We start from the raw sequence: 25,659 nt of genomic DNA, 5'->3' as shown, positions 1-25,659 counted from the left end.
TCCTTATGCTTTTTTATAGGATTTAGAATAGCGGTGAATCGCATCAACAAAGACTTTTGGACTTTCAACAGGCACATCTTGATGAATACCATGCCCTAAGTTAAAGACATGTCCATAGCCCTCGCCATACCCCGCTAGAATTGTTTTGACTTCTTGTTCAATACGTTCTGCTGGTGCATATAATACACTTGGATCCATATTCCCTTGTAACGCAACACGATCACCAACACGTCTTTTGGCTTCCGCAATATCAATCGTCCAATCTAGTCCTATTGCATCACACCCTGTTGCCGCAATCGCTTCCAGCCATAAACCACCACCTTTGGTAAAGAGCGTAACGGGAACTTTGCGTCCCTCTGCTTCACGTATTAATCCAGCGACAATTTTTTCCATATAACGTAGCGAAAACTCTCGATACTCCTGATGTCCTAATACGCCCCCCCAAGTATCAAACACCATTACGGCTTGCGCGCCTGCTTTGATTTGGGCATTTAAATACAAAATGACACTATCAGCTAATTTATCAAGCAACAGGTGTAATAGCTGTGGTTCCGCGTAAAGCATTTTCTTAATTTTGCTAAATGACTTACTTGAGCCCCCCTCAACCATATAAGTCGCTAATGTCCACGGGCTTCCAGAAAAACCAATTAATGGAACTGAGCCTTGTAATTCACAACGAATTGTTCTTACCGCATTCATCACATATCCTAATTCATCTTCAGGATCAGGAATTGGTAATTGTGCTATATCTGCTTTACTGGTAATGGGTTTAGCGAATTTTGGTCCTTCTCCCGCGCCAAAGCTTAATCCAAGCCCCATTGCATCAGGAATTGTCAGAATATCAGAGAATAAAATCGCTGCATCTAACGCATAACGCCGTAATGGTTGTAACGTTACTTCACAAGCCAATTCCGCATTACGGCATAATGACATAAAATCGCCTGCTTGGGCGCGTGTCGCTTTATACTCTGGCAGGTAACGCCCTGCTTGTCGCATCAGCCAAACAGGTGTCATATCCACTGGCTGACGTAATAATGCACGTAAATAACGATCATTTTTTAATTCAGTCATAAATTTTTAATCCTCTGCACAGAGTGCTAATGTTGTTTTGATTAATTTGCGCGCTATCGTTCCTTCTGGTGGTAACATTGGCAGTGTTTCATCATAACGGAACCATTTTGCATCATGGATCTCACTATCTTGTAAACAAATCTCACCACTTTCATAATCCGCCAAAAAACCGACCATCAATGAATTTGGAAATGCCCATGGCTGGCTGCCAAAATAACGAATATTTGTTACTTTCAGTCCAACTTCCTCAAAAATTTCACGTTGCACAGTTTGTTCTAAACTTTCCCCTGATTCAACAAACCCAGCTAATGTGGTATAAATTCCCCCAATATGGCGTCGATGATTGGCTAACAAAATTTCTTTTCCTCGTCTTACCGCCACAATAATTGAAGGGCAAATCACTGGATAATGACGATAACCACATTTTGGACATTCCACCGCAAACTCATCAGTAGGTAAATAATTACGCTCACCACATTTGCTGCAAAAACGATGAGTGGTAAAAAAATAATTCAGAGCCACACCTCGATTTAACAAATTAAACACGTCTTCATCACGATACAGTTGTGTACGTAATGAGGTGTACTCACGCTGTTGATCATTTGGTATTTCTGCCACTAACCATAATGGCTGCTGATGAAACTCCCCAATCACACACCCTTGTAACCCTGCAACGCCATGTTCCACTGCATTACCATAAGGCAACTCACTTTCTCGTAAATAGAGAGCTGAACCTTGAGTTAATAACCAATAACCTTGATCTTGTGATTGAATAGTCTGCATCATTTTTTATGCCTCTTTTAACTATCAACATGCGACTGTATAACAATGCCTTTTTCCGCTGGCTATTATAGCGGAAATTCCGTGAATACTTCTGTGTTTTTCATACGTTATCTAAAGGATTTAGGGCATTTATCAATCTAATTTCTTCAAAGAGCTCGAGTTCCGTTAATAAGATAGTGCGTAAATGGATTTTTTCTTGTTCTAGTAAACGTTGTCGCTGGGTTCCTGCTAATAAAGGTTGTGCTGGTGTAAACCATTCTCCTTGCCGTAAAAAAACAAGATTACCAATACTACAATCTGTAATTTGTCCTTGCTGTACAATTAAAATTTCATCGGCGCCTTGTCGTTGTTGGTATAACTGATTTAACGGTTCACGATGACAATATTTAAATTGATAGTCGATCTGATCTGCAATCACTGGGTGAAAAGATCGAAATTGGCGTCGTTGATAGGGAAAAAACTGAATTTGAAAATCAGTTTGGTTATAGTCAATGCGGCAGCGTACTAATCCTTGTTGAAATTCAGTTGGCACTTGAATAATTGTTGAAAAATCAAAGTGTTGATAATTCATTTGATAGTAGTGTTGTACCGTTCGCTGGTAGCGTGCTTGATGATAGCTTAAATGCTGTACCTCTCCATTTTGAATGGCAATCGTTTCAAAACAAAAAAACATTCTCTATCCTCGTTGCGTTGGAATATATATTTTCGCTAGCAACTCTTGGTATTCACTCATTACATCACTATGACGAGTGATGCCACCACCACTACGAAACTGTAAACCCTGTTCCGTTTTCTCAATATAACGGATACATACCGCACTTTCTAAACATTCACCATCAAAATAGCCAAATACCCCCGTATAAAAGCCTCTTGGCTGCTGTTCTGCACGCTGAATAATCTCGACGGTTTTCGCTTTTGGTGCGCCACTAATTGAACCTGCGGGCAGCATTTTTTTGATAATCGCTAACGGATCATCGCGCCAATTTACAGGAAGATCACCAACAATTTCTGAACTTGTTTGCCAAATTGCCCCTCGTTCAGTCTGAATTAATTCCGCATAACGAAAACGCAAGACTTCAATATTGCTCGCCACCATCGCTAAATCATTACGCATCAAATCCACTATCGTATGATGTTCCCATAATTCTTTTGGCGAAGATAATAGCTGTGCTTTTGCATCTGGCAACGTTGCATCAATCGTTCCTTTCATTGGATAAGTATAAATTTTATTCCCTTGTGTCCGCACAAAACATTCTGGTGAAAAACAGACAAACTTATCCTGATAGAGCAATTTATATGGGGCATTACTCTGCATAAAAATATCAATCAAACAATAGTTCGTTTTAATCTGTGTGGGGTAAGTTAAATTTAGTAAATAACTATTGCCACGTTGAATTTCTTGCTGAACTAAAGAGAACCCCTGTTTATAGCTCGAAAAATCCATTGGCGAGATGCCTAACTGCAGCGCGTCTTCTGGTACAGAAAAAGTTGAGGGTACATTATTTTTACCGAAAATATCAAAATAAAGCCCTTGTTCGGCTGCCTTCTCCAATGGCACAACAATAGACTGCTGTTGTTCAAAATCAATCAAGAAGAAAAAAGGTATCGTCATAGTTTTAGTGTAAAGATAAAAATGGGGCGCAGCATTGTTTAAATTTCTTCCCTGAATGGCATAAACAAGGCTGTTTCATTGTTAATTTGCAAGGTACTGTTGGATCAAGAAAATACCACTTTTCAGCTATTTTCACAAAAGTAGAAAGCTCGTGATGGGCTTGTATATTCTCGTTTTCTTGATAATAGGCTTTAAATTCAACTAAAGCGTGATTTTTATCTGCTTCAGGAATAAATTTTATGATTTCTAAACCACACCATTGTGTATTCAATGACCACTGACGTAGCGCCTTTTTATTTAGTAATGTCTGCTGGGCAGGTACTGTCGTCTCTACAATATAATCAATCTCAGCTAACACAAAAGCGGCATAACGTGAACGCATTAATTGCTCAGCGGTTTGGGCAAATTGATGATGTTGATGTAATGATTGACAACAATCTGTATAGGCTAAACCCGATTGGCAAGGGCATTGCATAACATTTATCCTGTAAAAATAGTGATTAAATTAGCTTGGTAATAAAAAATAAAACCCCAGCCAAATAGCTAGGGTTTTAATGTTTTTAAGAACAATTAAACGTAATTATTCTGCAACAATAACAACATTTAATGAAGCAAACACTTCACCGTGGAATTGGAAACGCACTTCGTGTTCACCAAGAGTGCGTAATGCACCATTAGGAAGACGAACTTCGCTCTTCGCAACTTCAACACCTTTCGCTGTAATTGCTTCAGCAATATCACGAGTACCAATAGAACCAAATAAACGACCTTCGTCTCCTGCTTTAGAAGCGATAGTTACTGTTGCTAATGCAGCTAATTTTTCTGCACGCGCTTGCGCTGCTGCTAATGATGCTGCTGCTTTTGCTTCTAATTCAGCACGACGAGATTCAAAATACTCGATATTTGCTTTAGTTGCCATAACTGCTTTCCCTTGTGGGATTAAGAAATTACGTGCATAACCAGATTTTACATTTACTTGATCACCAACATTACCTAGGTGAACAACTTTATCTAAAAGAATGACTTGCATTACCGTATCCTCTCTTGTTAATTACTGATGATTGTCAGTGTACGGTAACAACGCTAAATAACGTGCACGTTTGATTGCACGAGCTAATTGGCGTTGGTACTTCGCACGAGTACCGGTAATACGGCTAGGGACAATTTTGCCGCTCTCTGTAATGTAGTTCTTTAATGTAGCAATATCTTTATAATCGATTTCAACTACATTTTCCGCTGTGAAACGGCAGAACTTACGACGACGGAAATAACGTGCCATGTGGCGATTCTCCTAATCTATAAATTCGATTTGCTCGGCATGTAATACTAATTGGTCAATACCTTGTTTAGTTTTATGTGCATGGATAAATCCTAATACACAAATTTTACTGCCGACCGTAATGCCTTGAGTTTTACTTGTTAATTGATGACCACTAAGTTGAATAGGGATTTTGCACCATGCTTGCCGAGTTAATCCAGCTTCTTGCTGTTGTGAACGATGTTCTAACCAAAATTGGCAATGCACTATTCCACTTGGGCTTTGATGTCGTTTTGGCTGTGAAACAACGGTTCCAATCAGCGAAAAACGATTATCAATCTTCAAATTACTCTTCAGCATCCTCAAAATCGTTGTTATCAACATCAGCTAAAGCTTTACGATCATCTTTTGCTTTAACCATTGGGGACGCTTCTGTTACGGCGTGCTTAGTACGAATAATTACGTTACGAAGAATTGCATCGTTGTAACGGAAAGTTGTTTCAAGCTCGTCGATGACTTCTTGCGGTGCTTCTACATTCATTAACACATAGTGTGCTTTATGTAGTTTGTTAATTGGGTAAGCCAACTGACGGCGACCCCAATCTTCTAAGCGATGAATTTGACCACCAGCTTCTTTTACAGAACCTGTGTAGCGTTCAATCATGCCAGGTACTTGTTCACTTTGATCTGGGTGAACCATAAACACGATTTCGTAGTGACGCATTACTGCTCCTTACGGGTTAATCAGCCTCCGACTATAGACCAGTCGCCAATCTGCGGAAGCAAGGAACGAAAAAACGGAACGACTGTAAGGTCGCAAATTGTACTCAAATCTGCTTAAAAAGCAAGTTAAAAAACTACTTTATTGCTAAAAGCTGGAACATTTTTTCAGCGACTTGTTCTACAGTAATCTGCGCCATTAAATCTTTTCCATAAACTTTTGTACCCCACGGTAATGCCTGCCAATGTTTTCCATATTGTTGTTGTGCATTCTGTGCATATACCGAGATGACATTATCAACATCGTAATAAGGACCTGTACGTTGTGGGTTATGACAAGCATATAAACCTAATACTCGGGTTCGCTGCATCGTTGCCATATGTGCTGGTCCTGAATCTGAGGTAATCACCAGATCAGCTTCGCCCAATAAAGCAACTAACTGTTGCAATGAAGTTTTCCCTGCCAAATTCAAAATAGGTAATGGACAGCCTTGACATATCTGTTCTGCCACAGACATTTCATACGCATTAGGCGATCCAGTAATAATGACTTGGAGATTTTTTTCTGCCGCTAACCGAGCGATTTCAATATAACGCTCTAATAGCCAATCTTTCTCTTTTTTGCTCGAACAAGGAGAGATAACAACGGTTTTTCGTGTAGGATCAATAAATTTTTGTACATATTGACGATCCTCATCACTAATTGGAAAGTGCCAATAAGGCGCTTGTATCGGTACACCAATATATTCCGCAAAACTCAAAAAACCATCTAATACATGATAACCTCGCGCAGCCCCAACTTTACGATTAGTAAATAACCATTGTCCTTCTTTAGCGCGTTCTTTATTAAAACCAATTTTATATTTTGCCTTAATACCTAATGACAAAATTGAAGCCCGAATGGCAACTTGCATATCCAACAAAGCATCAAATTGATAGGCTCGTAATTGTTTCCATAAAGCAAATACCCCTTGCCAACCTTGTTTTTTATCAAATACGATAAATTCAATATTAGGAATATTTTTAAAGAGTTGTGCTTCAACTTTACCAATAATCCATACAATTTTCGTTGTCGGATAATAGGCTTGAATTTGCTGTACAGCAGCCAAGGCATTACATACATCACCAATCGCAGAGAGGCGTAAAATACATAATGATTTTGGTGGTTGAGAAAATAGACTCATGGAATTCACTCTTAATATGCTAAAATTGCCAACTATTTTAATCAAAAACCGTTTTCTACGCAGTAATACGAGGATAAAAATGCGTAAAATCCACTATTTATTTCACCCTGCACTAAAGGATACCGATTTAAGCCGTTATTTTGATCCTGAATTTTGGCAACAACAGCACAAAATTTTAGGTTCAGCAAAAGGGCGAGGTACCACGTGGTTTATCAATACACAAGCAGAAGTGGGGTGTAATAGTGCCTTACGCCATTATTATCGAGGTGGATTGTTCGGTAAATTGATTAAAGACCATTTTTTATATTTAGGTTTATCTCGTAGTCGAAGCATTAAAGAATTTAAGCTATTACAACAACTTACACAAAAAGGTTTACCTATTCCTACGCCTATCGCCGCACGAATTACCCGCACTTTCTGTTGCTATCGTGCCGATATTTTGATTGAGTTAATTGAAAATGGACAAGATCTCGTTGCGGTACTACAACAACGTGCTTTACCTGACGCATTATGGCGACAAATTGGACAACTGATTAAACAGCTGCACGATCAACAAGTGTTCCATAGTGATCTCAATGCACACAATATTTTGTTACAAACGCATCAGCAACAATATAAATTTTGGTTACTTGATTTTGATAAATGCAATTTTCGTGCGGGAGATGAATGGAAAGCCGCTAACTTACAGCGGCTATATCGTTCATTTCAAAAAGAAATTCAGCGCTACCAAATTCATTTTACTGAACAGAATTGGCAGGCTTTGCTACAAGGCTATCAAGCCGCTTGAGTAATTTGAGCAAATACACGTTCTGGTACTAATTTTTGAATATCCCCACCGTGCAATAGAATTTCACGCACCATTGTTGAGGAAACATACGACCATTTTTCTGATGGTGGGAAAAATAGGCTTTCCACGCCATTGGTTAATAAACGGTTTAGATGTGCCAGTTGTAATTCATAGTCAAAATCACTAGATGTTCTAGCACCACGAATAATGCCTTGAATTTTACGCTGTAAAATTAAATGTGCTAACAAGCCGTCAAAAGCAAGAATTTCCACATTATCCAGATCAGCGGTAGCCGCTTGTACCATTGCCAAACGTTGTTGTAATGAGAACATTGGCTTTTTACTCGGACTCGCTGCAACCGCTACAATTAATTTAGGGAACAACTTAGCCGCCCGACAAATAATGTCAAGATGTCCGTTAGTAATGGGATCAAATGTTCCTGGATAAATCATTGTAATCATTCTCTTTTTTCTCACTTAAATAGGGTGTTAATAAAGTTAATGTGCGCTGTAATGCACCACGATTCTGTTGTAAAAAAGCAAATCCTTGCTCACCATATTGGCTTGCTTTTACTGAATCGACCAATAAAGTGGTAATGGTTGCAGTTAAATCATCAACTGCACTTTCCACCACAAGTACCGCTGATAAAGAAACTAACGTGCTATAAATCTGTTTGAAATTAAAGGTATATTTCCCTGTTACGACAGGCATTTTAAACAACAGTGGTTCTAATGGATTATGCCCACCACGTTCAATTAAACTGCCGCCAACAAAGGCAATATCTGCCAACGCATACAATTTTAATAACTCACCCATCGTATCGCCTAATAAAACTTGGGTCATCGGTTCAATATACTGACATTCACTCCGTTTTTGATAATGCAGTGAATTTGCTTGTAGTAAATTTTCAACTTCACTAAAACGGGCAGAATGACGAGGCACTAAAATTAATAATAAATCAGGATAGGTTGCTAACAGACGTTGATGAGCCGCTAAAATCAATGTTTCTTCACCTGCGTGTGTACTGCCTGCAATCCAAACAGGACGTTCACCAATCAAGTGTTTTTTCGCTGCTCGATACTCTTCAATCTCCTGATCAGAGAGGACCAGATCAAATTTTAAATTCCCTGTACAAAGCACTTTGTCTTTGGGCACACCTAAGGCTTGATAGCGTTCTGCACTTAATTGATCTTGTGCAGCAACAGCTGTTAAACCTTGCCAAACCTCAGTTAATCCAGCAGAAAAATATTGATAATGTTTAGCGGATTTCGCTGATAAACGTGCATTAATTAATAACGTTGGAATCTTTTGTAAACGTAATTGATGTAATAAATTAAACCATAATTCCGTTTCGACAATAATAAAGGCTCTCGGTTGTAATTGTGTGATAAAACGACGCATTAGAAATGGTAAATCAAAAGGCAGATAACAATGCTGCACTTGTTTACCAAATAATGTGTGTACTTGATCTGAACCACCTGGCGTAAAAGTAGTAATAGTAAGTGGCGTGGCAGGATATTGGGCTAAGAGTTGGCGAATTAATGGCGCAACAAGTAATACTTCGCCAACAGAAGCTGCATGAATGACAACACTATTTGGTTGTAATGCCTGTTGCCAACAAGCAAACCGTTCTCGCCAACGCTGGCGATAGCCAATCTCTTTGCGACTTTTCCAGCCGAATAGGGCTAACACTACAGGCAGTAATAAATATAACAATATTGTATAGAGTTGGCGTAGCATTATGATTTCTCAGTTAAAAAACGATCCACACCATTTTTACAGTAAATTATTTTGTCATTAATTGCTTGCGCTAACAGTTGATCATTCTGTGGCAACGCATCTCTTGCTTCTTCCTTATGCCATAAATGATAAGCAATCGCGGCAAAACGAATATCCCGACGTTTCATGCCTGCATTAAAAAAACGCGCGACAAACTCACTATCTTCCCGCCCCCAACCAACAAAATCATTATTAAAACCATTTACTTTTAAGGCATCTTCACGGAAAAATGCCATATTGCACCCTCGAACCCCTTTGTAATAATTGGTTTTTGCTTTATGTAATAGACGGTTTAACCAATAGAGATGGCAGGCTGATAAACGTTTTTCAAACCGAGTTTCAATCCCAGATTGGTACCATTTTATCGTTGGATAATGACTTGGTTGGCGTAAAATCTCATCTGTTTTTGCTGCTGGTAAGGAAACCCGACTCCCCTGAACAAATACGTTACGTGTTGCATAACGGATATGATCTTGAACAAATAAAGGGTGTAGCACCATATCGCCATCGACAACAATAATATAATCACCTTTGGCAGTTGCTAATGCTCGATTTCTTGATTCCGCTAATTTAAACCCTTCATCTGGCTGCCAACAATGAATTAGTGGAATTGGATATAGTGCTTGATAACGTTCAATCACTTTCTTGGTTTCTTCTGTTGAACCATCATCAGCAACTAATACTTCTGTGGGTAATTGCTGTTGCTGTAATACTGAATTCAATACTGCCTCTAACGCATCTGGACGATTATAGGTCGTAATAATCAATGATGTGGTAATACGCTGATTGTACTCCATTAACTTGATATATTTATAATATGCGCCCATTGCATTTGCACAGGAAATCACAAATCCATCTTGCCCATCTAAAAAACCTTTTTTCAAAAAATAATGCTTAATAAATGATGAAAGCCCATGTGAAATGGCAGAAAACACAGAAGATTTTTTTCTTCCTACTTGTTGTTCGGCAAACAATGTCGTGTACTGCTGCATTTTTTGGATTAAATCTGCTGCACCAGCAAAAGAATAATGTAAAAAAGGTTGCTGTAATTGCACAACAGCCACATCAGTTGGAATGTCTAATGCTTCATGCACTAATTTTTGATTGAAACGTACATACTGGCGATGATAAAGACGTGGTACATAATTAGGATACCAGCCACACGTTTTAATGGCTTTACCACGATAGTGATTTAAACGAGATAATGCGTAAACCGTTTTAGTCTGGTTTAGATCCAGTGTGCTAAGTTCTTCTACCAACGCATTCGGTAATACTTCATCACTATCAATATTTAAAATCCAATCATGCTTCGCATACTCGGCGGCAAGATTTTTTAATGGACCAAAACCAATAAAAGGCGAGTGTTTAACCACGACATTATTAAATTTTTGTGCAAGCTCGAGCGTATTATCCGTTGAACCATTGTCTAATAGTACGACTTCATCAAATTGTGCTAATGCACTTAATACTTGCTCTAAATATTTCGCTGAATTTTTGACTAGCATCGTAACGCTAATTGGCAATTTTGCACTCATTTCATTATCCTTTTACTGATTAAACTCCATAAATAAAAATCCTCTTTACCTACTCGGTTTCAGAGGATTTTTCATCTACAAGATTAAGTTTAAATTAATCCTTCACACGTGAAACATATTCACCTGAACGTGTATCCACACGAATCACTTCACCGATTTGTACGAATAATGGAACACGCACTACTGCGCCAGTACTTAATGTTGCTGGTTTACCACCAGTACCTGCAGTATCTCCTTTCAAACCTGGGTCAGTATCCACAACTTCTAACTCAACAAAATTTGGTGGGGTTACACTGATTGGCGAACCGTTCCATAACGTTACGATACAATCAGCTTGATCCAACAACCATTTATCATTATCGCCAATCGCTTTTACATCTGCTGCAAGTTGTTCAAAGGTTTCGTTGTTCATGAAGTGCCAGAACTCTTCATCTTTATATAAGAATGTTAAGTTAGTATCCACAACATCTGCTGCTTCTACTGTTGTACCTGATTTAAAGTTTACATCTAACACTTTGCCAGAAATCAGTTTGCGAATACGAGTACGCGTAAATGCTTGCCCTTTTCCAGGTTTCACAAATTCATTTTCAACAATTACACAAGGCTCACCGTCTTGCATAAATTTAAGACCTGGTTTGAAATCACTGGTAGAATAACTTGCCATAATATCCTCATTAATGAAAAAATAGTGTCCTTTGTTTTGCATAAAAGGCTCACGTTTTTAAAAGTGCTTATGATAACCCAAAACTACCTGATTAGAGAAGTATCAAGTTGGACAGATTATCTAACAACGGCGATTTCTGATCCTGTTGAACTCATAAACTATCTCAAACTACCCATGGAAAATTATCAGCAAGATATTGCTGCGCGCCGTTTATTTGCGATGCGTGTTCCTTTGCCCTTTGTAGAAAAAATGCAAAAAGGCGATCCTAATGATCCTCTTTTTTTACAAGTAATGACCTCGCAAGCAGAATTTTTACCTGTTGCTGGTTTTGTCAAAGATCCCTTGCAAGAACAAGATAATCCTGTGCCAAACTTATTGCATAAATATCATAATCGGGTGTTATTAATGGTCAAAGGTGGTTGTGCAGTGAATTGTCGTTACTGTTTTCGCCGCCATTTCCCTTATGCGGATAATCCTGGTAATAAAACCAACTGGAAAAAAGCTTTAAACTACATTGCGCAACACCCTGAAATTGAAGAAGTCATTTTTTCAGGCGGCGACCCCTTAATGGCAAAGGATCACGAAATTGCTTGGTTAATGGAACAATTAGAACAAATTGCACATGTTAAAACATTGCGCATTCATACTCGCCTACCAGTTGTTATTCCGCAACGGATTACCGATGAATTACAACAACTTTTTGCAAAATCTAAACTCAATAAAGTGATGATATTGCATATTAATCATGCTAATGAAATTGATGATCTACTTGCCACGCATCTATCAAAACTCAAACAAGCAGACGTCATGTTGTTAAATCAATCGGTATTATTAAAAGGGATTAATGATAGCGCCCAGACCTTAAAAGCATTAAGTGATAAGCTATTTTCCGTTGGCGTCTTACCGTATTATTTACATCTATTGGATAAAGTTGAAGGCGCAAGCCATTTTTGGCTAAATGATCAACAAGCATTAACCATTTATCGTGAATTAATTGCGATTTCTTCAGGTTATCTCGTACCAAAATTAGCGCGCGAAATTGCAGGTGAAAAAAGTAAAACATGGTACAGCTAAAAATATTCTGACATAACTCAAGATAAACTTAGTAATACGTTATTTTTTCCTTTAAAATAGCACACCTAAATGTAAACACTCTGTAACCCACAATGGGTGAACTAATGAATTTTCTGTAAGGCAAATTGAACAATGCGCCTTACCAAAAACAAAAAATATTTCCCTATTTTTAATAGTTTGAGGTATATCGTGAGCAATATAGACAAGGAACAACAACCTGAACAACAAGACAACAAACAAAATGAATTGAATTTAGATTTCGATGAGTTTGAACCTATTACTCCGAAGAAATCTCCTCAAAAACCGTCATCACACCTTTCATTTTTGGATAAACTTAAAGCGTTATTAGCTAAAAGATCACTAGAGCAAGATACAACAACTCAATCTTTTGAAACAACAGATGAGAATGAAGATTCTGAGAACGAACCAACCACTCAGAATAAAACTCATGTAATCACAAATTTACCAACACGTTATCGCCGTTTAGCCATAACATCTATTGCTTTAATTCTAATTATCTGCCTATTTATTTGGCTAAAACCGAGTAGTCAACCAGTCGATCACTTATTATCACAAGAGAATACTTTACCAGTAGAGTTTCAGCCGATTGACCCAAACGAAATTTCAGAAACAAACCTTGCTGCGCAGCAAAGTTCCCCAGCAAATGGCGCAACAACATCAACACCAGCAGTAGCAGATACCGCAGCAAATAATGTGGCAGAGGTTAACGCGTTAACACAAGATAGTCATAAAGGAGCACCTCAAAGCTCAGCCCATTCTTCAATAACAACAGATACTCTTGCTAATACGGCAGAAAATAGTGCAAACGCAGTAGAAACACAACCAACCCTGACACAAGAACAACTTAATCAAATTGAACAAAAAGCTTATGAAGCAGAACAAGCGCGGTTAATTGCTCAAGCGAAAGCAAAAGCAGAACAACGAGCTCGCGAAGAATTCAAAGCAAAACAACAAGAAAGTCGTCGAGCTCAAGCGCTACTTGAGGGAAAAAATATACCTGTGGTTGAAGCAAAACCCGTTGCAAAAACACCTAAAGCGACGGCATCAACACCATCTACCTCATCAAGTGGTACCACTAAATATTTAACTGTTCCAGCAGGTACCTCACTCATGCAAGTTTTCCGTGATAACAAATTAAATATTGCCGATGTGAATGCGATGACAAAAGCAAACGGAGCGGGTAATGCATTAAGTAGTTTTAAACCTGGGGATAAAGTTGCGGTTAAAGTGAATAATGCAGGGCGTGTATCTGAACTCCAATTACCAAATGGCGCGAAATTTATCCGCCAAGACAATGGTTCATATATTTATAAAAAATAACCTACAAAAAACCTATTACTATAGGGTAATAGGTTTTTAATATCCCATAAAAAAGGTCTAGCGCTTGCTAGACCTCCATTTCAAATATAAAAACTAATTAAATGAATCTTTTAAGCGTTCGCTAGCACGCCGCGCTTCCCCTTTATGTTGTAGTTTATTAAGTTGACGTTCTAATTTCTCTTGTACATCATTAATTGCACAATACATATCTTCGTGTTCTGCTTTGGCGACAAGCTCACCAAAAGGTGTTCCAATCACCGCTTCTACCCCAAATCCTTTTGGTAATTTTTGCAAAATAAAGTGAGGATTAATTAATTGGGTTTGCCATTTACCTAATTTAGCTAAACGTTCCTCAATATGAGTACGAATTGCAGGAGTAATATCCATTTGTTTACTAGTAATATTTAGGGTCATAACATTTACCTCTCTTTGTATGAAGGCTGTTTCCAGCCAAGAAAAAAATCCTGTTCTTGTTTAAGAACATAATGCGAGAACATTCTCTTTTCAAGCCTTTTTACGTTTATTTTTCAGAATAGTGAAGTAAATCAAACTTAACGAATAATTTTCCTGTTTTTCAGCCTAAGCTATTTTTTATGTTAAAATCTCCGCCATTATTTTGTTTTATTAAAAAAATTATGCAGACTGATTTCTCTGAAATAGCTTATTCAACACAATTAGCACAGAAAAAAAACTATTTAACTCAACTACTTGCTCCTTACACCCAAACTGAGCTTGCGCTATTTTCATCTGCACGACAACATTATCGTATGCGTGCAGAATTTCGTGTATGGCACGAGCAAGAAGAGTTATATCACATTATGTTTGATCAGCAGACCAAACAGCGACAACGTATCGATACATTCCCGATTGCGAGTTTATTAATCAATCAAATGATGCAAGCTCTGTTGCCATTATTAAAGCAGCAACCCGTTTTACGCTATAAGCTGTTTCAAATTGATTATTTGAGTACGTTAAGCAATAAGATTATTGTTAGCCTGCTTTATCATAAAACGTTAGATGACGAATGGCTTGCTGCTGCGAAACAGCTAAAAACCCAATTAGAACAACAGGGTTTTAATTTACAGTTGATTGGTCGTGCTAATAAACAAAAGATCTGTTTAGATCAGGATTTTATTGATGAAATATTGCCAATCAATGGTAAAAACTATGTTTATCGTCAAGTAGAAAATAGCTTTACTCAACCAAATGCAGGCATAAATTGTCAGATGATTGAATGGGCATTGGCTTGTACACAAAATGCTACAGGCGATTTATTGGAACTCTACTGTGGAAACGGCAATTTTTCGATTGCGTTGGCACAAAATTTTAATAAAGTGCTCGCTACAGAAATCGCTAAACCCTCTGTGCAAGCAGCGCAATTTAATATTGCAGCAAATCATATCGACAACTTGCAGATTATCCGCATGTCTGCCGAAGAGTTTACGCAAGCATTGCAAGGTGTGCGTGAATTTAATCGCTTAAAAGGCATTCATCTGCAAGATTACCAATGTAATACAATTTTTGTTGATCCACCGCGAGCAGGTTTAGATCCAGCAACGTTGCAAATGGTACAGCAGTACGACAATATCTTATATATTTCCTGTAATCCTGAAACATTAGTACAGAATTTAGCAACCTTATGCCAAACACATCGCATTGAAAAAGCAGCACTTTTTGATCAATTCCCTTATACCCACCATATCGAAAGTGGTGTTTATTTGGTGAGGAAATAATGGAAATTCAATTAATTAATGAGAGTCAACAGCCAGAAAAATTCCAACAATTAATTGATAAATGGCAATTCATACATCAAGATAACGCGCTATTTGCTTTAGTTCTCACTGAGCAACGCTTAGAGTTGCGTAAAACAGATGAAGCAAAATTAGGTCCAATTACAGTAGATTTTGTTGAAGGCGCGATGGCACATCGGCGTAAATTTGGCGGCGGTAGAGGTGAAGCCGTGGCTAAAGCTGTTGGCATAAAAAAAGGTAAATTGCCACACGTACTTGATGCAACAGCAGGATTAGGGCGAGATGCCTTTGTGTTAGCCTCGATTGGTTGCCACGTTTCATTAGTCGAGCGTCATTCTGTGGTAGCAGCACTATTAGCAGATGGTTTGCAACGTGCTTATCAAGATGCAGAAATTGGTGAGTTTATGCAGCAACGAATGCAATTATTGCCAATAAAAACGATCGCAGAATTAGATCCGCAAACCAACCATTTTGATGTGGTTTACTTAGATCCTATGTTCCCACACAAAACAAAAAGTGCCTTAGTGAAAAAAGAGATGCGCGTCTTTCAGTCGTTGGTAGGTGCAGATTTAGATGCCGATCAGTTACTGGAAATCGCATTGAAATTGGCACACCGAGTTGTTGTTAAACGCCCCGATTATGCCAATTATTTAGCTAATAAAATCCCTCATTTTAGCCAGAAAACGAAAAACCATCGTTTTGATATTTATATTGCCAATTAGCCATGATTTTCTGCTGTTTGCGTCAGACTTAGTATAGCTAACTTACGCATAATGGCATTTAACACCACACCATACACTGGCACAAAAAAGAGTAATCCAATAAAAAGCTTAAATACGTAATCCACAAAACCAAGTTCTACCCAATTTGCTGCCATAAAAGGATCTGTGCTGTGATAGAACGCGATCGCAAAGAACGCAAAAGTATCACAAAGGCTACCAAATACCATTGAACTCGCTGGCGCAATCCACCACGTTTTTAATTGTCTGAGTCGGTTAAAAACAAGGATATCCAATAATTGACCAAATACATACGCCGCAAAACTAGCAAAAGAGATGCGAAAAACAAAGAGATTAAAAGTTGCTAATGCCACCACACCTTGATACTGCGAATCTGAAAACAATGTAGAAATCACATAACTTACGACTAATGCAGGCAACATCACCCAAAAAATAATCCAGCGCGCTTCTTTTGCTCCAAATACTCGTACGGTTAAATCCGTAGCAAGAAAAATAAATGGGAAAGTTAATGTTCCCCATGTGCTATGAAAACTAAAATCGAACCAAGCTAGGTTAATTGTAAAGGGAATTTGCACGAGATAATTGCTGATCGCAATGATAAAAATATGGAAAAAGGTTAATAAAATAAGTGCGCGACGTTTTTCACGATCGCTAAATAGTGTTTGTGCTGAAATCATCTTGTGTCCTTTTTATTACATATATCATTTGGGGTGAGGGAACCCAAGTAAAAATAGGGTTGTATAATATATGTTTATTTTTATCTTGCAATAGAAAAATAATCAGAGTGCTAAGATCTTGTTTGCGCAAAATAGATAATGAATTTAGCAATATAATTATTCAGTTTGTTGACAAGTCATATTCATTTTGGGTTTATTTTTCACTCACATTGAGATTTAGGTTTCACCCTAAAGGGCGCTCCATTTTTTGCTCGTGCAAAGAAAAGTGGGAAAAACAAAAAGCATTGCTTTTTGAGCGCTGCTTGCAGCGACCCGAAGGGTGAACAAGTGAGCTGAACGAACTTGTGAATAATAGACACCCTAGTACCATGCTACTTCCTCATTTCGTCAAGATTTTTCGGGCGGCAAAAAACTGATATTTTTCTTCACAAAACTCTGAAAAATTAGACGTTTTTTGCCTAAAAATCTTTCCTCCATTCGGGAAAGACACAAGGGAACCCATTGAGTATTTTATAAAGATCTTACTTAACTCTGATTTGTCAGTAGTCTAAGTATCATTAATCCCCCATAAATTTAAATAAACTCCTGCAATTCTGGATTAATTGGCGTTTCTGCAAGATTGTTAACATAATTACATAATGTAGCAAGACTCACCCCTAAAATAACATCAATCGCATTTTGTGGTGTATACCCTGCAGCAAAAAACGCCTGTAATTGCGCTTGCGTCAGTTTTGCTTTTTGCAAAATTACAACAAGTGTAAAACGCGCTAACGTATCAAGTTTTGCAGACGCATCAATTCTCGCCGTTGTTCTAATCGCCTCGACCACCTCTTTAGGCATACGCAGTAACTTTAATGAAATTTTTGTATGCCCCGCCACACAAAACCCACAGCCATTTACAACAGCCGCCGTAATTTGTACCACTTCTCTTTCCTCTGCTGTTAAACTATTTCGTCCATTAATTTCGCCAACAGTACGGTAAGTTTCTAATGCAGTAGGCGCATTGGCTAATACGCCAATTAAGTTAGGAATAAAACCATTTGCTTTTTTTACTGCCTCTAATACTGAGCGAGTAGATTCAGGTGCGCTTTCAATCGTGTGAATTGGGAATACTGACATAATTTAATCCTCGTATATTCATTTATAAATAGGGTTAGCAAAAATAATAAATGACCCACATCACATTTCTAAATATGAAAAATCACTTTAATATAATGAAATATTATAAAAGCGGTTAAAGTACATTCTGATATACTGGCAATCAGGATTATGGGGAAAAATGATCACAATAAAAAATAATTATAAATCATATTATTTACTGAAATATTAGGACAATATTATGCAAAATTACGGTGCAACCATTAGTCAGTTTGGTGAAGCAGATGTTCTTATCTTTCAAGAACATTTACCTCTTCCAGAAATTTCTCCACAGCAAGTATTAATTGAAAATCATTTTGCAGGCATTAATCCTGTTGATTTTAAAACACGCAAAGGGTTAGGGTGGGGAGCAGAAAAATTTAAATCACGCTTTCCTGCTATTTTAGGATTTGATGTTGCTGGAATTGTGATTCAGGCGGGTAGTGAAAGTGGTTTTACCATTGGTGATCGTGTTACCGCCCTCACTTTTGAGGGTGGCGGTTATGCGCGTTATGTCGCGGTCGATGCAGCTTTAGTGGCAAATGTGCCTGAACAAGTTTCATTACTTGCCGCAGGTGCAATGCCAACCGTTGCAGTAACTGCTTACCAAATATTAAAACAAGCTAACTTACAACCAGAGCAACATATTCTGCTTTCTGCACCATTAGGTGGTGTAGGTCATTTATTGTTGCAATTACTTGCTAAACAACCAGTGAAAATTTCCGTTATCTGCTCTCAAGGCAAAAGTGAAGCGGCATTAGCATTAGGTGCAACACAATGGTTTGATTATCACCAGCCAAAAAATTATCCCGATTTACAGGCTGATCTCTTTATTGATTTAGTCGGTGGTGAAAGTGGTGTAAATGCGTTAAAAATGGTGAAAAAAGGTGGACGTGTGATCTGTATTCCAACCATTTATGTCCCTTTATTACAACAGGCTGGTGAACAACAACAACTGATTGTGGAAAAAATGCTTGCCGTACCAAGCCGAGATGATCTCGCTACTATGTTAGGTTACTTAGCAAATAACACATTACATTTACAGATTGCACAAATTTTTCCACTTAAAGAAATACAAACGGCACACCGTTTATTAGAAACAGGTGCTACACAAGGAAAAATTATTTTAGATCTTAATTATTTATAACAAGTGAGTATTTCTTTATAAGAAATAAAAATTTGTTCTAAGAAATGACTATACAATCACAAGTCTCCGATCTTAAAATAAAAAAAGCCACTCATCTGAGCGGCAATAACCTAAGGAACTAATTTAAACAACCATTATGTTGCAGCTTATAAGACAAAGCGATTTTAGAAAAGTTCAATTAAATTAAAAATAAGGATTTTTTCATGCCATTACTAGACAGTTTTAAAGTTGACCATATCAAAATGCAAGCACCTGCCGTACGTGTTGCTAAAACGATGCAAACCCCAAAAGGCGACCAAATTACCGTTTTTGATTTACGCTTTTGCAAACCAAACAAAGATAGCATCAGTCCGAAAGGCATTCATACCCTTGAACATCTTTTCGCTGGATTTATGCGTGATCACTTAAATAGTAGTAATGTAGAAATTATTGATATTTCACCAATGGGGTGCCGTACAGGGTTCTATATGAGTTTAATTGGCTCTCCAACTGAACAACAAGTTGCTCTTGCTTGGGAAAAAGCCATGCAAGATGTATTAAAAGTTGAAAGTGAAAAACAGATTCCTGAATTAAATGAATATCAGTGTGGAACCTATACCGAACATTCACTCGCTGATGCTAAAATTGCCGCCCAAAAAGTATTAGAACTGGGCATTGGCATTAATAATAATCAGGATTTACTCCTTGATGACAGTTTTTTAAATCACTAATTTTTTAAGCCAAGTTTTCTAACTTGGCTTTTTATTTTTTACTAGATCTATAGACTATATTTGCACACAACAGAGGATATTTTATGACAACATTGGGTACACCGCTTACACCTGTAGCAACAAAAGTAATGATGCTAGGATCAGGCGAATTAGGGAAAGAAGTTGTGATTGAGTTACAACGCCTTGGCGTCGAAGTGATTGCAGTCGATCGCTATGACAATGCGCCTGCACAACAAGTAGCACACCGTTCCTACACTATCTCAATGCTAGATGGTGCAGCACTCAAAGCATTGATTGAAAAAGAAAAACCTGATTATATTGTCCCAGAAGTCGAAGCGATTGCAACAGATACGTTAGTCGAGTTAGAACAACAAGGTTTTAACGTCATTCCGTCGGCAAAAGCAGTGAAATTAACGATGAATCGTGAGGGAATCAGACGTTTAGCGGCTGAAGAATTAGGTTTGCCTACCTCACCATTCCGTTTTGTTGATAACTTCACAGATTTTCAACAAGCAGTGAAGGATATTGGTTTACCTTGTGTAGTCAAACCAATTATGAGCTCTTCTGGGCATGGGCAGAGTATTCTAAAAAATTCAAATGATTTAGAAAAAGCATGGCAATATGCCCAAGAGGGTGGGCGTGCTGGCGGTGGTCGGGTCATTGTCGAAGGATTTATCAAATTTGACTATGAAATTACTTTATTAACCGTTCGTCATCGTGATGGCACCGCTTTCCTCGCCCCAATAGGGCACGTTCAAGTAGATGGCGATTATCGTGAATCTTGGCAACCACAAGTAATGAGTGAAGTGGCTTTACAGAAAGCCCAACAAATCGCTGAAAAAATCACTGGTGCATTAGGTGGTTACGGCATTTTTGGCGTTGAATTGTTTGTTTGTGGTGATGACATTATTTTCAATGAAGTTTCACCTCGTCCACATGATACAGGTATGGTTACCCTAATTTCACAAGATCTGTCTGAGTTTGCACTACACGCGCGAGCTATTCTTGGCTTACCAATTCCACAAATTAAATTACTTGCACCAAGTGCGTCCAAAGCAATCGTTGTTGAGGGTAAATCAACACAAGTCAGTTTTGCTAATTTAGAAAAAGTGTTAGCTGAACCTGATACAGGCTTACGTTTATTCGGTAAAGGCGAAGTGAACGGACACCGTCGGTTAGGAGTAATTTTAGCCAGTGCAGAAGAAACAGAACAAGCACGGGCTAAAGCAAAACGCGCTTATGATCAATTAGTAATAAAACTATAAAATACAAAGAGGTCGGATACTTGTATCCGACGCTTTCAAACCCTTACCAAAAATTGTTGGATTTAAAAATTCGAGTGAGATGACTATTCCAACGCCTTTTTTAAATCAAGCACAAAGTGCTTTTGTTGTTTTGCTAAATAAAATTTGACAAAAGGTTTGATAAACCACTTTTTGGCAATGACATTTTCTGTAAATTCAATTTGCGTTTCATCTCCTTTAGCAATAAAAACCCCAATCCAATGCCCTTTGATATGGCTATTTTCCATATCAAATTCCCAGCGTTTATAGGGTTCTTGGGCGGTAATGGTAAATGTCGTGGCATATCCCTCTTTGCTATATTCGATAAATTGCTTGTCATTAATTATTTTCGTTTTGCGAATATCGCTCCGCCAAGCAGGGTAGTTCTCCACCGCTAAAATAAGTTCCCAAACTTTGTGAATATCCTTTTTGATGATTGATGTGATGCTTGAAATTGCCATTTCCCCCCCCCCAAAAAAAATCCGAGTTGTTTTTCTCTTCAATTAAATTTGTATCATCAAATGATGTGATTAGAAAATAAAGTGTAGGTCGGAGACTTGTATCCGACCTCTAAACTATCAAACTTTTGCTATAAAGATATTCTCTTATATTGATAGAAATTCAATCTTACCATCTGCTCATTTCTTTCCAATTATCACATTTCCCCCTATATATTTATTTTTCGGCAAAAATTTATCAAATTTGTGATCTTGATTAAAACATTTTATTAACAAAAAATTGATTATTATTTAACTTTTCTGTAAGTTGTTAATACCTAAGCGATTCGTTAAGCCGTGCATCGCTCTTACTCACTCACTAAGGAGAAGATGCTTATGCAACAATTAGATTCAATCTTAAAAGAAAACCGTATATTCCCTCCTAGCGATGAATTCCGTCAACAAGCGAATATCGGTAATAATGAACAATATCAACAACTTTGGGACTTTGCTGATCAAGATTATTTAAATTATTGGGCAGATTTAGCACGAGAATTAATTAGTTGGAAAAAACCATTTATGACCATCTTTGATGGCAGTAATGCCCCTTTCTATAAATGGTTTATTGATGGCAAACTCAATGCCTCCTATAACTGTTTAGATCGGCATTTACCTGATAAATCTGACAAAGTGGCTCTCATTTTTGAATCTGATTTTGGGCAAGTGAATACCTTTACTTACCAACAACTACATAATCGTGTTTGTCGTTTTGCTAATGCGCTGCGTGAACAAGGTGTTCGTAAAGGTGATCGTATCGTGATTTATATGCCGATGGTTGTCGAAGCTGTGATTGCTATGCAAGCATGCGCCAGAATTGGGGCAATCCATTCCGTTGTTTTTGGCGGCTTCTCTGCCAGTGCATTACGTGATCGTATTGAAGATGCTGGCGCGAAAATAGTCATTACCGCTAATGGCGGTTTACGCGGTGGTAAAATTATTCCACTAAAAGAAACTGTCGATAATGCCTTAGAAATGGGCTGCGAAACCATTGAAAAAGTGATTGTTTATTATCGCTTAAATATTGATACACCTTGGGTAAAAGGACGAGATCTTTGGTGGCACGAATTATCAAAAAATCAACCTGCATTTTGTGAGCCTGAATGGTTAGATGCCGAAGATCCTTTATTTATCCTTTATACCTCAGGTTCAACAGGTAAACCAAAAGGCATTGTGCATAGTACCGCTGGTTATTTACTCGGCGCAATTAATACTTTCCGCAATATCTTTGACAATAAACCAGAAGATGTTTATTGGTGTAGTGCTGATGTGGGCTGGATTACAGGGCATTCCTATGTTTGTTATGGTCCATTAGCCAATGGCGCAACACAAGTCATTTATGAGGGGGTACCAAGTTATCCTGATGCGGGACGGATCTGGCGGATTATCCAGCGCCATAAAGTCAATGTCTTTTATACCTCGCCGACTTTAATTCGTGCTTTAACTCGCTTTGGTGATCATATTCCACGTAAATATGATCTCTCCTCATTACGTTTATTAGGTAGCGTAGGGGAACCAATTAATCCATCGGCATGGATATGGTTATATGATGTTATTGGGCAAGGGCGCTGCCCGATTGTTGATACTTGGTGGCAAACTGAAACGGGTTCAATAATGTTATCCCCATTACCTGGTATTACGTCCTTAAAACCAGGTTCTTGTACCTTACCACAGCCAGGCATTATGGCAGATGTTGTTGATGAAACTGGACAAAAAATTACCGATAGCAGTGGTGGTATTTTAGTCATAAAACGCCCTTTCCCATCTATGTTGCGTACGGTTTGGAATGATGATCAACGGTATAAGAAAACCTATTTTCCTGAAGAACTCGGTGGTAAATATTACGTCGCTGGCGACTCAGCTCATCGTGATGAAGATGGTTATTTCTGGATTCTTGGTCGTACTGATGATGTACTCAATGTTTCAGGGCATCGTCTTGGCACCATGGAAATTGAATCAGCATTAGTCGCTAATGAAAAAGTCGCAGAAGCGGCTGTTGTTGGTAAACCAGATGAAATCAAAGGGGAAGCGATTGTGGCGTTCGTGGTATTAAACCGTTCAATTCCTGATGATCAGGAGGCTAAACACGTCGCCGAAGAACTCAAACAATGGGTGGCACAAGAAATTGGCAAAATTGCCCGACCAGAAGATATTCGTTTTGCAGAAAACTTACCAAAAACACGTTCGGGTAAAATTATGCGCCGTTTATTACGTTCGATTGCGAAAAATGAAGTCATCACACAAGATATTTCTACCTTAGAAAATCCGCAAATTATTGGGCAACTACAACGCCAAATTTTATAATTTTCTTTATTTCATCTATGCCAACAAACTTGCTGTTTGTTGGCTTTTTTATAGCTAAAAAGCGTATCATCTCTAAGATAAATTCCATTCAGTTATAAAATATAGCCAATAGGCATTGTTCATCTTTTCTGCTTAAGAGTAATCTACTTGCATCTTAATCAATGAATATATCATTCGGAGAAATTAATTATGACTATTTATGCAGATAACACATTAAGTATTGGCCACACTCCTCTCGTTCGTTTACAACATTTTGGACAAAACGGTAATCTTGTGGTGAAAGTTGAAGGTCGTAACCCAAGTTTCAGCGTAAAATGCCGTATTGGTGCCAATATGGTTTGGCAAGCAGAGAAAGATGGTATTTTAACTAAAGATAAAGAAATTATTGATGCAACCAGTGGTAATACTGGCATTGCACTTGCCTATGTTGCTGCTGCTCGTGGTTATAAAATTACTATTACAATGCCTGAAACCATGAGTAATGAACGTAAAAAACTCCTAAAAAGCCTTGGTGTAAACCTTATTTTGACTGAAGGTGCTAAAGGTATGAAAGGTGCCATTGCGAAAGCAGAAGAAATTTTAAACTCTGATCCAGATCGTTATGTGATGCTTAAACAATTTGAAAACCCAGCTAACCCTGCTATCCATCGCCAAACAACTGGTCCTGAAATTTGGAATGATAGTGAAGGTAAAATTGATGTGCTTGTTGCTGGAGTAGGGACTGGTGGTACCATTACTGGTATTTCACAATATATTAAATTAGACCAGAAGAAAAACATTGTTTCAGTTGCTGTTGAACCAGAAGAATCACCAATTATTACTCAATATCTTGCTGGGGAAGAATTAAAACCAGGTCCACACAAAATTCAAGGAATTGGAGCAGGTTTTATTCCAAAAAACCTTGACCTATCATTAGTTGATCGTGTTGAAAAAGTAGATAGTGATACGGCAATTAAAACTGCTCGTTTGTTACTTGAAAAAGAAGGTCTTTTAGTAGGAATTTCTTCTGGTGCTGCAGTAGCTGCTGCGGATCGTATTGCAAAACTACCAGAATTTAAAGATAAATTAATTGTTGCTATTTTACCGTCTGCGGCGGAACGTTACCTCAGTACTGCATTATTCGCAGATATTGAGATTTAATTTCTCTTTCTCCTGTGTGTAAATCAAACGCTTGTCTTACTACTATAGGCAAGCGTTATTTTTACCCCTTATCTTTCAAGGTATTAATTACTAAACACTGCTTAACTGTATGTTGATCACACTGCACCATGCTCTCTAATAACTCACGAATTTTTTGTAACTCTTTAATTTTCTCATCTACTAACAATAGATGATGTTCTGCAATCTGATTAGCATCTTGGCAATCTGTTTCTGGAGAATTTTGTAACATCAACAACGTTTTAATTTCTGATAAATCAAAACCTAACGTACGACAAGATTTAATAAATTTTAATTGCTGCAAATGCGTTACAGTAAATTGTCGATAACCATTACTTGCTCTTTGAGCAGGAAAAATTAGCTGTGATTTTTCATAAAAACGAATTGTTTCAATATGAATGCCACTTTTTAAACTCAGTTGTTTAATTGTAAAAAATTGCATAATACGCT

29 protein-coding genes are annotated in these 25,659 nt (G+C 37.9%); 10 read left to right on the top strand and 19 right to left on the bottom strand.

Annotated features, from left to right (window positions below; genetic code table 11):
* Positions 1–3 precede the first annotated feature (3 nt).
* From hemE to ACFFHK_RS06895, 10 genes are all read right to left on the bottom strand, one after another.
* Positions 4–1,071: a uroporphyrinogen decarboxylase gene (gene hemE, locus ACFFHK_RS06940; RefSeq protein WP_382370912.1), complete on the bottom strand. Its 1,068-nt coding sequence runs from the start codon at positions 1,069–1,071 to the stop codon at positions 4–6.
* A 6-nt stretch (positions 1,072–1,077) separates the two neighbouring features.
* Positions 1,078–1,854, bottom strand: coding sequence for an NAD(+) diphosphatase (nudC, locus tag ACFFHK_RS06935; protein ID WP_382370949.1), 777 nt, complete (start codon positions 1,852–1,854; stop codon positions 1,078–1,080).
* A 100-nt stretch (positions 1,855–1,954) separates the two neighbouring features.
* The gene (locus ACFFHK_RS06930; protein ID WP_382370910.1) at positions 1,955–2,527 is read right to left on the bottom strand and encodes an aminotransferase class IV family protein; all 573 of its coding nucleotides are present in this window, start codon (positions 2,525–2,527) and stop codon (positions 1,955–1,957) included.
* Positions 2,528–2,530: 3 nt separating this feature from the next.
* A complete protein-coding gene (locus tag ACFFHK_RS06925) occupies positions 2,531–3,466 on the bottom strand; it encodes an aminodeoxychorismate synthase component I (protein WP_382370908.1) in 936 nt (311 codons plus the stop codon).
* A gap of 4 nt (positions 3,467–3,470) precedes the next feature.
* Positions 3,471–3,941 (bottom strand): YchJ family protein, encoded by a 471-nt coding sequence (locus tag ACFFHK_RS06920; protein ID WP_382370906.1) that lies wholly within the window; start codon positions 3,939–3,941, stop codon positions 3,471–3,473.
* 105 nt (positions 3,942–4,046) lie between these two features.
* Positions 4,047–4,496, bottom strand: coding sequence for a 50S ribosomal protein L9 (rplI, locus tag ACFFHK_RS06915; protein WP_382370904.1), 450 nt, complete (start codon positions 4,494–4,496; stop codon positions 4,047–4,049).
* Positions 4,497–4,517: 21 nt separating this feature from the next.
* Positions 4,518–4,745: a 30S ribosomal protein S18 gene (gene rpsR, locus ACFFHK_RS06910; RefSeq protein ID WP_005759927.1), complete on the bottom strand. Its 228-nt coding sequence runs from the start codon at positions 4,743–4,745 to the stop codon at positions 4,518–4,520.
* A 12-nt stretch (positions 4,746–4,757) separates the two neighbouring features.
* On the bottom strand, positions 4,758–5,084 hold the full coding sequence (gene priB / locus ACFFHK_RS06905) for a primosomal replication protein N (RefSeq protein WP_382370900.1): 327 nt from the start codon (positions 5,082–5,084) through the stop codon (positions 4,758–4,760).
* Positions 5,071–5,448, bottom strand: a complete 378-nt coding sequence (gene rpsF, locus ACFFHK_RS06900) for a 30S ribosomal protein S6 (protein ID WP_065234351.1) — start codon at positions 5,446–5,448, stop codon at positions 5,071–5,073. Before rpsF ends, priB begins: the two co-directional genes overlap by 14 nt.
* A gap of 133 nt (positions 5,449–5,581) precedes the next feature.
* Complete coding sequence (locus ACFFHK_RS06895) at positions 5,582–6,628, bottom strand: glycosyltransferase family 9 protein (protein WP_382370898.1); 1,047 nt, start codon at positions 6,626–6,628, stop codon at positions 5,582–5,584.
* Positions 6,629–6,707: 79 nt separating this feature from the next.
* Here ACFFHK_RS06895 and ACFFHK_RS06890 point away from each other — a divergent pair, with 79 nt between their 5' ends.
* Positions 6,708–7,415, top strand: a complete 708-nt coding sequence (locus ACFFHK_RS06890; RefSeq protein WP_382370896.1) for a 3-deoxy-D-manno-octulosonic acid kinase — start codon at positions 6,708–6,710, stop codon at positions 7,413–7,415.
* On the opposite strand, the gene coaD is transcribed toward ACFFHK_RS06890, so the two are convergent.
* From coaD to efp, 4 genes are all read right to left on the bottom strand, one after another.
* Positions 7,403–7,876 carry a pantetheine-phosphate adenylyltransferase gene (coaD, locus tag ACFFHK_RS06885; protein WP_382370894.1) on the bottom strand — a complete coding sequence of 158 codons (474 nt, stop codon included), beginning with the start codon at positions 7,874–7,876 and terminating at the stop codon, positions 7,403–7,405. The genes ACFFHK_RS06890 and coaD overlap by 13 nt on opposite strands.
* Positions 7,845–9,155 (bottom strand): lipid IV(A) 3-deoxy-D-manno-octulosonic acid transferase, encoded by a 1,311-nt coding sequence (waaA, locus tag ACFFHK_RS06880; protein ID WP_382370892.1) that lies wholly within the window; start codon positions 9,153–9,155, stop codon positions 7,845–7,847. Before waaA ends, coaD begins: the two co-directional genes overlap by 32 nt.
* Positions 9,155–10,729: a glycosyltransferase family 2 protein gene (locus tag ACFFHK_RS06875; protein WP_382370890.1), complete on the bottom strand. Its 1,575-nt coding sequence runs from the start codon at positions 10,727–10,729 to the stop codon at positions 9,155–9,157. The genes waaA and ACFFHK_RS06875 overlap by 1 nt, the downstream gene beginning before the upstream one ends.
* 94 nt (positions 10,730–10,823) lie before the next feature.
* Positions 10,824–11,393: an elongation factor P gene (gene efp / locus ACFFHK_RS06870; protein WP_382370888.1), complete on the bottom strand. Its 570-nt coding sequence runs from the start codon at positions 11,391–11,393 to the stop codon at positions 10,824–10,826.
* Positions 11,394–11,456: 63 nt separating this feature from the next.
* Here efp and epmB point away from each other — a divergent pair, with 63 nt between their 5' ends.
* Positions 11,457–12,467 (top strand): EF-P beta-lysylation protein EpmB, encoded by a 1,011-nt coding sequence (gene epmB / locus ACFFHK_RS06865; RefSeq protein ID WP_382370886.1) that lies wholly within the window; start codon positions 11,457–11,459, stop codon positions 12,465–12,467.
* A gap of 189 nt (positions 12,468–12,656) precedes the next feature.
* Positions 12,657–13,808 (top strand): LysM-like peptidoglycan-binding domain-containing protein, encoded by a 1,152-nt coding sequence (locus tag ACFFHK_RS06860; protein WP_382370884.1) that lies wholly within the window; start codon positions 12,657–12,659, stop codon positions 13,806–13,808.
* Between the two features lie 93 nt (positions 13,809–13,901).
* Here the strand turns inward: ACFFHK_RS06860 and raiA are convergent, their stop codons facing one another.
* Positions 13,902–14,222, bottom strand: a complete 321-nt coding sequence (raiA, locus tag ACFFHK_RS06855; protein WP_382370882.1) for a ribosome-associated translation inhibitor RaiA — start codon at positions 14,220–14,222, stop codon at positions 13,902–13,904.
* A gap of 221 nt (positions 14,223–14,443) precedes the next feature.
* Here raiA and trmA point away from each other — a divergent pair, with 221 nt between their 5' ends.
* Together trmA and ACFFHK_RS06845 are read left to right on the top strand one after the other, a co-directional pair.
* The gene (gene trmA, locus ACFFHK_RS06850; RefSeq protein WP_382370947.1) at positions 14,444–15,541 is read left to right on the top strand and encodes a tRNA (uridine(54)-C5)-methyltransferase TrmA; all 1,098 of its coding nucleotides are present in this window, start codon (positions 14,444–14,446) and stop codon (positions 15,539–15,541) included.
* Positions 15,541–16,281 carry a class I SAM-dependent methyltransferase gene (locus ACFFHK_RS06845; RefSeq protein WP_382370880.1) on the top strand — a complete coding sequence of 247 codons (741 nt, stop codon included), beginning with the start codon at positions 15,541–15,543 and terminating at the stop codon, positions 16,279–16,281. The genes trmA and ACFFHK_RS06845 overlap by 1 nt, the downstream gene beginning before the upstream one ends.
* Here ACFFHK_RS06845 and ACFFHK_RS06840 read toward each other — a convergent pair.
* Positions 16,278–16,976 (bottom strand): 7-cyano-7-deazaguanine/7-aminomethyl-7-deazaguanine transporter, encoded by a 699-nt coding sequence (locus ACFFHK_RS06840; RefSeq protein WP_382370878.1) that lies wholly within the window; start codon positions 16,974–16,976, stop codon positions 16,278–16,280. The two genes, ACFFHK_RS06845 and ACFFHK_RS06840, sit on opposite strands and share 4 nt — an antisense overlap.
* Before the next feature lie 573 nt (positions 16,977–17,549).
* On the bottom strand, positions 17,550–18,095 hold the full coding sequence (locus tag ACFFHK_RS06835) for a carboxymuconolactone decarboxylase family protein (RefSeq protein WP_382370876.1): 546 nt from the start codon (positions 18,093–18,095) through the stop codon (positions 17,550–17,552).
* 220 nt (positions 18,096–18,315) lie between these two features.
* On the opposite strand from ACFFHK_RS06835, the gene ACFFHK_RS06830 reads away from it, so the two are divergent.
* The 3 genes from ACFFHK_RS06830 to purT all read left to right on the top strand — a co-directional run bounded on the left by ACFFHK_RS06830 (position 18,316) and on the right by purT (position 21,235).
* Complete coding sequence (locus tag ACFFHK_RS06830) at positions 18,316–19,260, top strand: NADP-dependent oxidoreductase (RefSeq protein ID WP_382370874.1); 945 nt, start codon at positions 18,316–18,318, stop codon at positions 19,258–19,260.
* Between the two features lie 203 nt (positions 19,261–19,463).
* Positions 19,464–19,970 carry an S-ribosylhomocysteine lyase gene (luxS, locus tag ACFFHK_RS06825; protein ID WP_382370872.1) on the top strand — a complete coding sequence of 169 codons (507 nt, stop codon included), beginning with the start codon at positions 19,464–19,466 and terminating at the stop codon, positions 19,968–19,970.
* An 83-nt stretch (positions 19,971–20,053) separates the two neighbouring features.
* A complete protein-coding gene (gene purT / locus ACFFHK_RS06820; protein WP_382370870.1) occupies positions 20,054–21,235 on the top strand; it encodes a formate-dependent phosphoribosylglycinamide formyltransferase in 1,182 nt (393 codons plus the stop codon).
* Positions 21,236–21,318: 83 nt separating this feature from the next.
* Here purT and ACFFHK_RS06815 read toward each other — a convergent pair whose 3' ends face one another.
* Positions 21,319–21,714: an SRPBCC family protein gene (locus tag ACFFHK_RS06815; RefSeq protein WP_382370868.1), complete on the bottom strand. Its 396-nt coding sequence runs from the start codon at positions 21,712–21,714 to the stop codon at positions 21,319–21,321.
* A 372-nt stretch (positions 21,715–22,086) separates the two neighbouring features.
* On the opposite strand from ACFFHK_RS06815, the gene acs reads away from it, so the two are divergent.
* Both acs and cysK read left to right on the top strand, forming a co-directional pair.
* Positions 22,087–24,051: an acetate--CoA ligase gene (gene acs / locus ACFFHK_RS06810; RefSeq protein WP_382370866.1), complete on the top strand. Its 1,965-nt coding sequence runs from the start codon at positions 22,087–22,089 to the stop codon at positions 24,049–24,051.
* A gap of 189 nt (positions 24,052–24,240) precedes the next feature.
* Complete coding sequence (gene cysK / locus ACFFHK_RS06805) at positions 24,241–25,191, top strand: cysteine synthase A (RefSeq protein ID WP_382370864.1); 951 nt, start codon at positions 24,241–24,243, stop codon at positions 25,189–25,191.
* 61 nt (positions 25,192–25,252) lie between these two features.
* Here the strand turns inward: cysK and ACFFHK_RS06800 are convergent, their stop codons facing one another.
* Positions 25,253–25,651, bottom strand: coding sequence for a MerR family DNA-binding protein (locus ACFFHK_RS06800; protein ID WP_082985088.1), 399 nt, complete (start codon positions 25,649–25,651; stop codon positions 25,253–25,255).
* Positions 25,652–25,659: the final 8 nt, after the last annotated feature.

Source organism: Gallibacterium trehalosifermentans (assembly GCF_042433055.1).
Taxonomy (GTDB): Bacteria; Pseudomonadota; Gammaproteobacteria; order Enterobacterales; family Pasteurellaceae; genus Gallibacterium; species Gallibacterium trehalosifermentans.
This window is presented reverse-complemented; position numbering and strand designations above follow the sequence as displayed.

Coding starts and splice junctions, on each gene's coding strand:
- luxS (WP_382370872.1), top strand. CDS start 19,464: ATGCCATTACTAGACAGTTTTAAAGTTGACCATATCAAAATGCAAGCA.
- raiA (WP_382370882.1), bottom strand. CDS start 14,222: ATGACCCTAAATATTACTAGTAAACAAATGGATATTACTCCTGCAATT.
- ACFFHK_RS06840 (WP_382370878.1), bottom strand. CDS start 16,976: ATGATTTCAGCACAAACACTATTTAGCGATCGTGAAAAACGTCGCGCA.
- coaD (WP_382370894.1), bottom strand. CDS start 7,876: ATGATTACAATGATTTATCCAGGAACATTTGATCCCATTACTAACGGA.
- waaA (WP_382370892.1), bottom strand. CDS start 9,155: ATGCTACGCCAACTCTATACAATATTGTTATATTTATTACTGCCTGTA.
- priB (WP_382370900.1), bottom strand. CDS start 5,084: ATGCTGAAGAGTAATTTGAAGATTGATAATCGTTTTTCGCTGATTGGA.
- ACFFHK_RS06815 (WP_382370868.1), bottom strand. CDS start 21,714: ATGGCAATTTCAAGCATCACATCAATCATCAAAAAGGATATTCACAAA.
- ACFFHK_RS06875 (WP_382370890.1), bottom strand. CDS start 10,729: ATGAGTGCAAAATTGCCAATTAGCGTTACGATGCTAGTCAAAAATTCA.
- ACFFHK_RS06830 (WP_382370874.1), top strand. CDS start 18,316: ATGCAAAATTACGGTGCAACCATTAGTCAGTTTGGTGAAGCAGATGTT.
- ACFFHK_RS06895 (WP_382370898.1), bottom strand. CDS start 6,628: ATGAGTCTATTTTCTCAACCACCAAAATCATTATGTATTTTACGCCTC.
- rplI (WP_382370904.1), bottom strand. CDS start 4,496: ATGCAAGTCATTCTTTTAGATAAAGTTGTTCACCTAGGTAATGTTGGT.
- acs (WP_382370866.1), top strand. CDS start 22,087: ATGCAACAATTAGATTCAATCTTAAAAGAAAACCGTATATTCCCTCCT.
- efp (WP_382370888.1), bottom strand. CDS start 11,393: ATGGCAAGTTATTCTACCAGTGATTTCAAACCAGGTCTTAAATTTATG.
- purT (WP_382370870.1), top strand. CDS start 20,054: ATGACAACATTGGGTACACCGCTTACACCTGTAGCAACAAAAGTAATG.
- trmA (WP_382370947.1), top strand. CDS start 14,444: ATGCAGACTGATTTCTCTGAAATAGCTTATTCAACACAATTAGCACAG.
- nudC (WP_382370949.1), bottom strand. CDS start 1,854: ATGCAGACTATTCAATCACAAGATCAAGGTTATTGGTTATTAACTCAA.
- ACFFHK_RS06925 (WP_382370908.1), bottom strand. CDS start 3,466: ATGACGATACCTTTTTTCTTCTTGATTGATTTTGAACAACAGCAGTCT.
- rpsR (WP_005759927.1), bottom strand. CDS start 4,745: ATGGCACGTTATTTCCGTCGTCGTAAGTTCTGCCGTTTCACAGCGGAA.
- ACFFHK_RS06890 (WP_382370896.1), top strand. CDS start 6,708: ATGCGTAAAATCCACTATTTATTTCACCCTGCACTAAAGGATACCGAT.
- ACFFHK_RS06930 (WP_382370910.1), bottom strand. CDS start 2,527: ATGTTTTTTTGTTTTGAAACGATTGCCATTCAAAATGGAGAGGTACAG.
- ACFFHK_RS06920 (WP_382370906.1), bottom strand. CDS start 3,941: ATGCAATGCCCTTGCCAATCGGGTTTAGCCTATACAGATTGTTGTCAA.
- rpsF (WP_065234351.1), bottom strand. CDS start 5,448: ATGCGTCACTACGAAATCGTGTTTATGGTTCACCCAGATCAAAGTGAA.
- hemE (WP_382370912.1), bottom strand. CDS start 1,071: ATGACTGAATTAAAAAATGATCGTTATTTACGTGCATTATTACGTCAG.
- ACFFHK_RS06800 (WP_082985088.1), bottom strand. CDS start 25,651: ATGCAATTTTTTACAATTAAACAACTGAGTTTAAAAAGTGGCATTCAT.
- ACFFHK_RS06835 (WP_382370876.1), bottom strand. CDS start 18,095: ATGTCAGTATTCCCAATTCACACGATTGAAAGCGCACCTGAATCTACT.
- ACFFHK_RS06845 (WP_382370880.1), top strand. CDS start 15,541: ATGGAAATTCAATTAATTAATGAGAGTCAACAGCCAGAAAAATTCCAA.
- cysK (WP_382370864.1), top strand. CDS start 24,241: ATGACTATTTATGCAGATAACACATTAAGTATTGGCCACACTCCTCTC.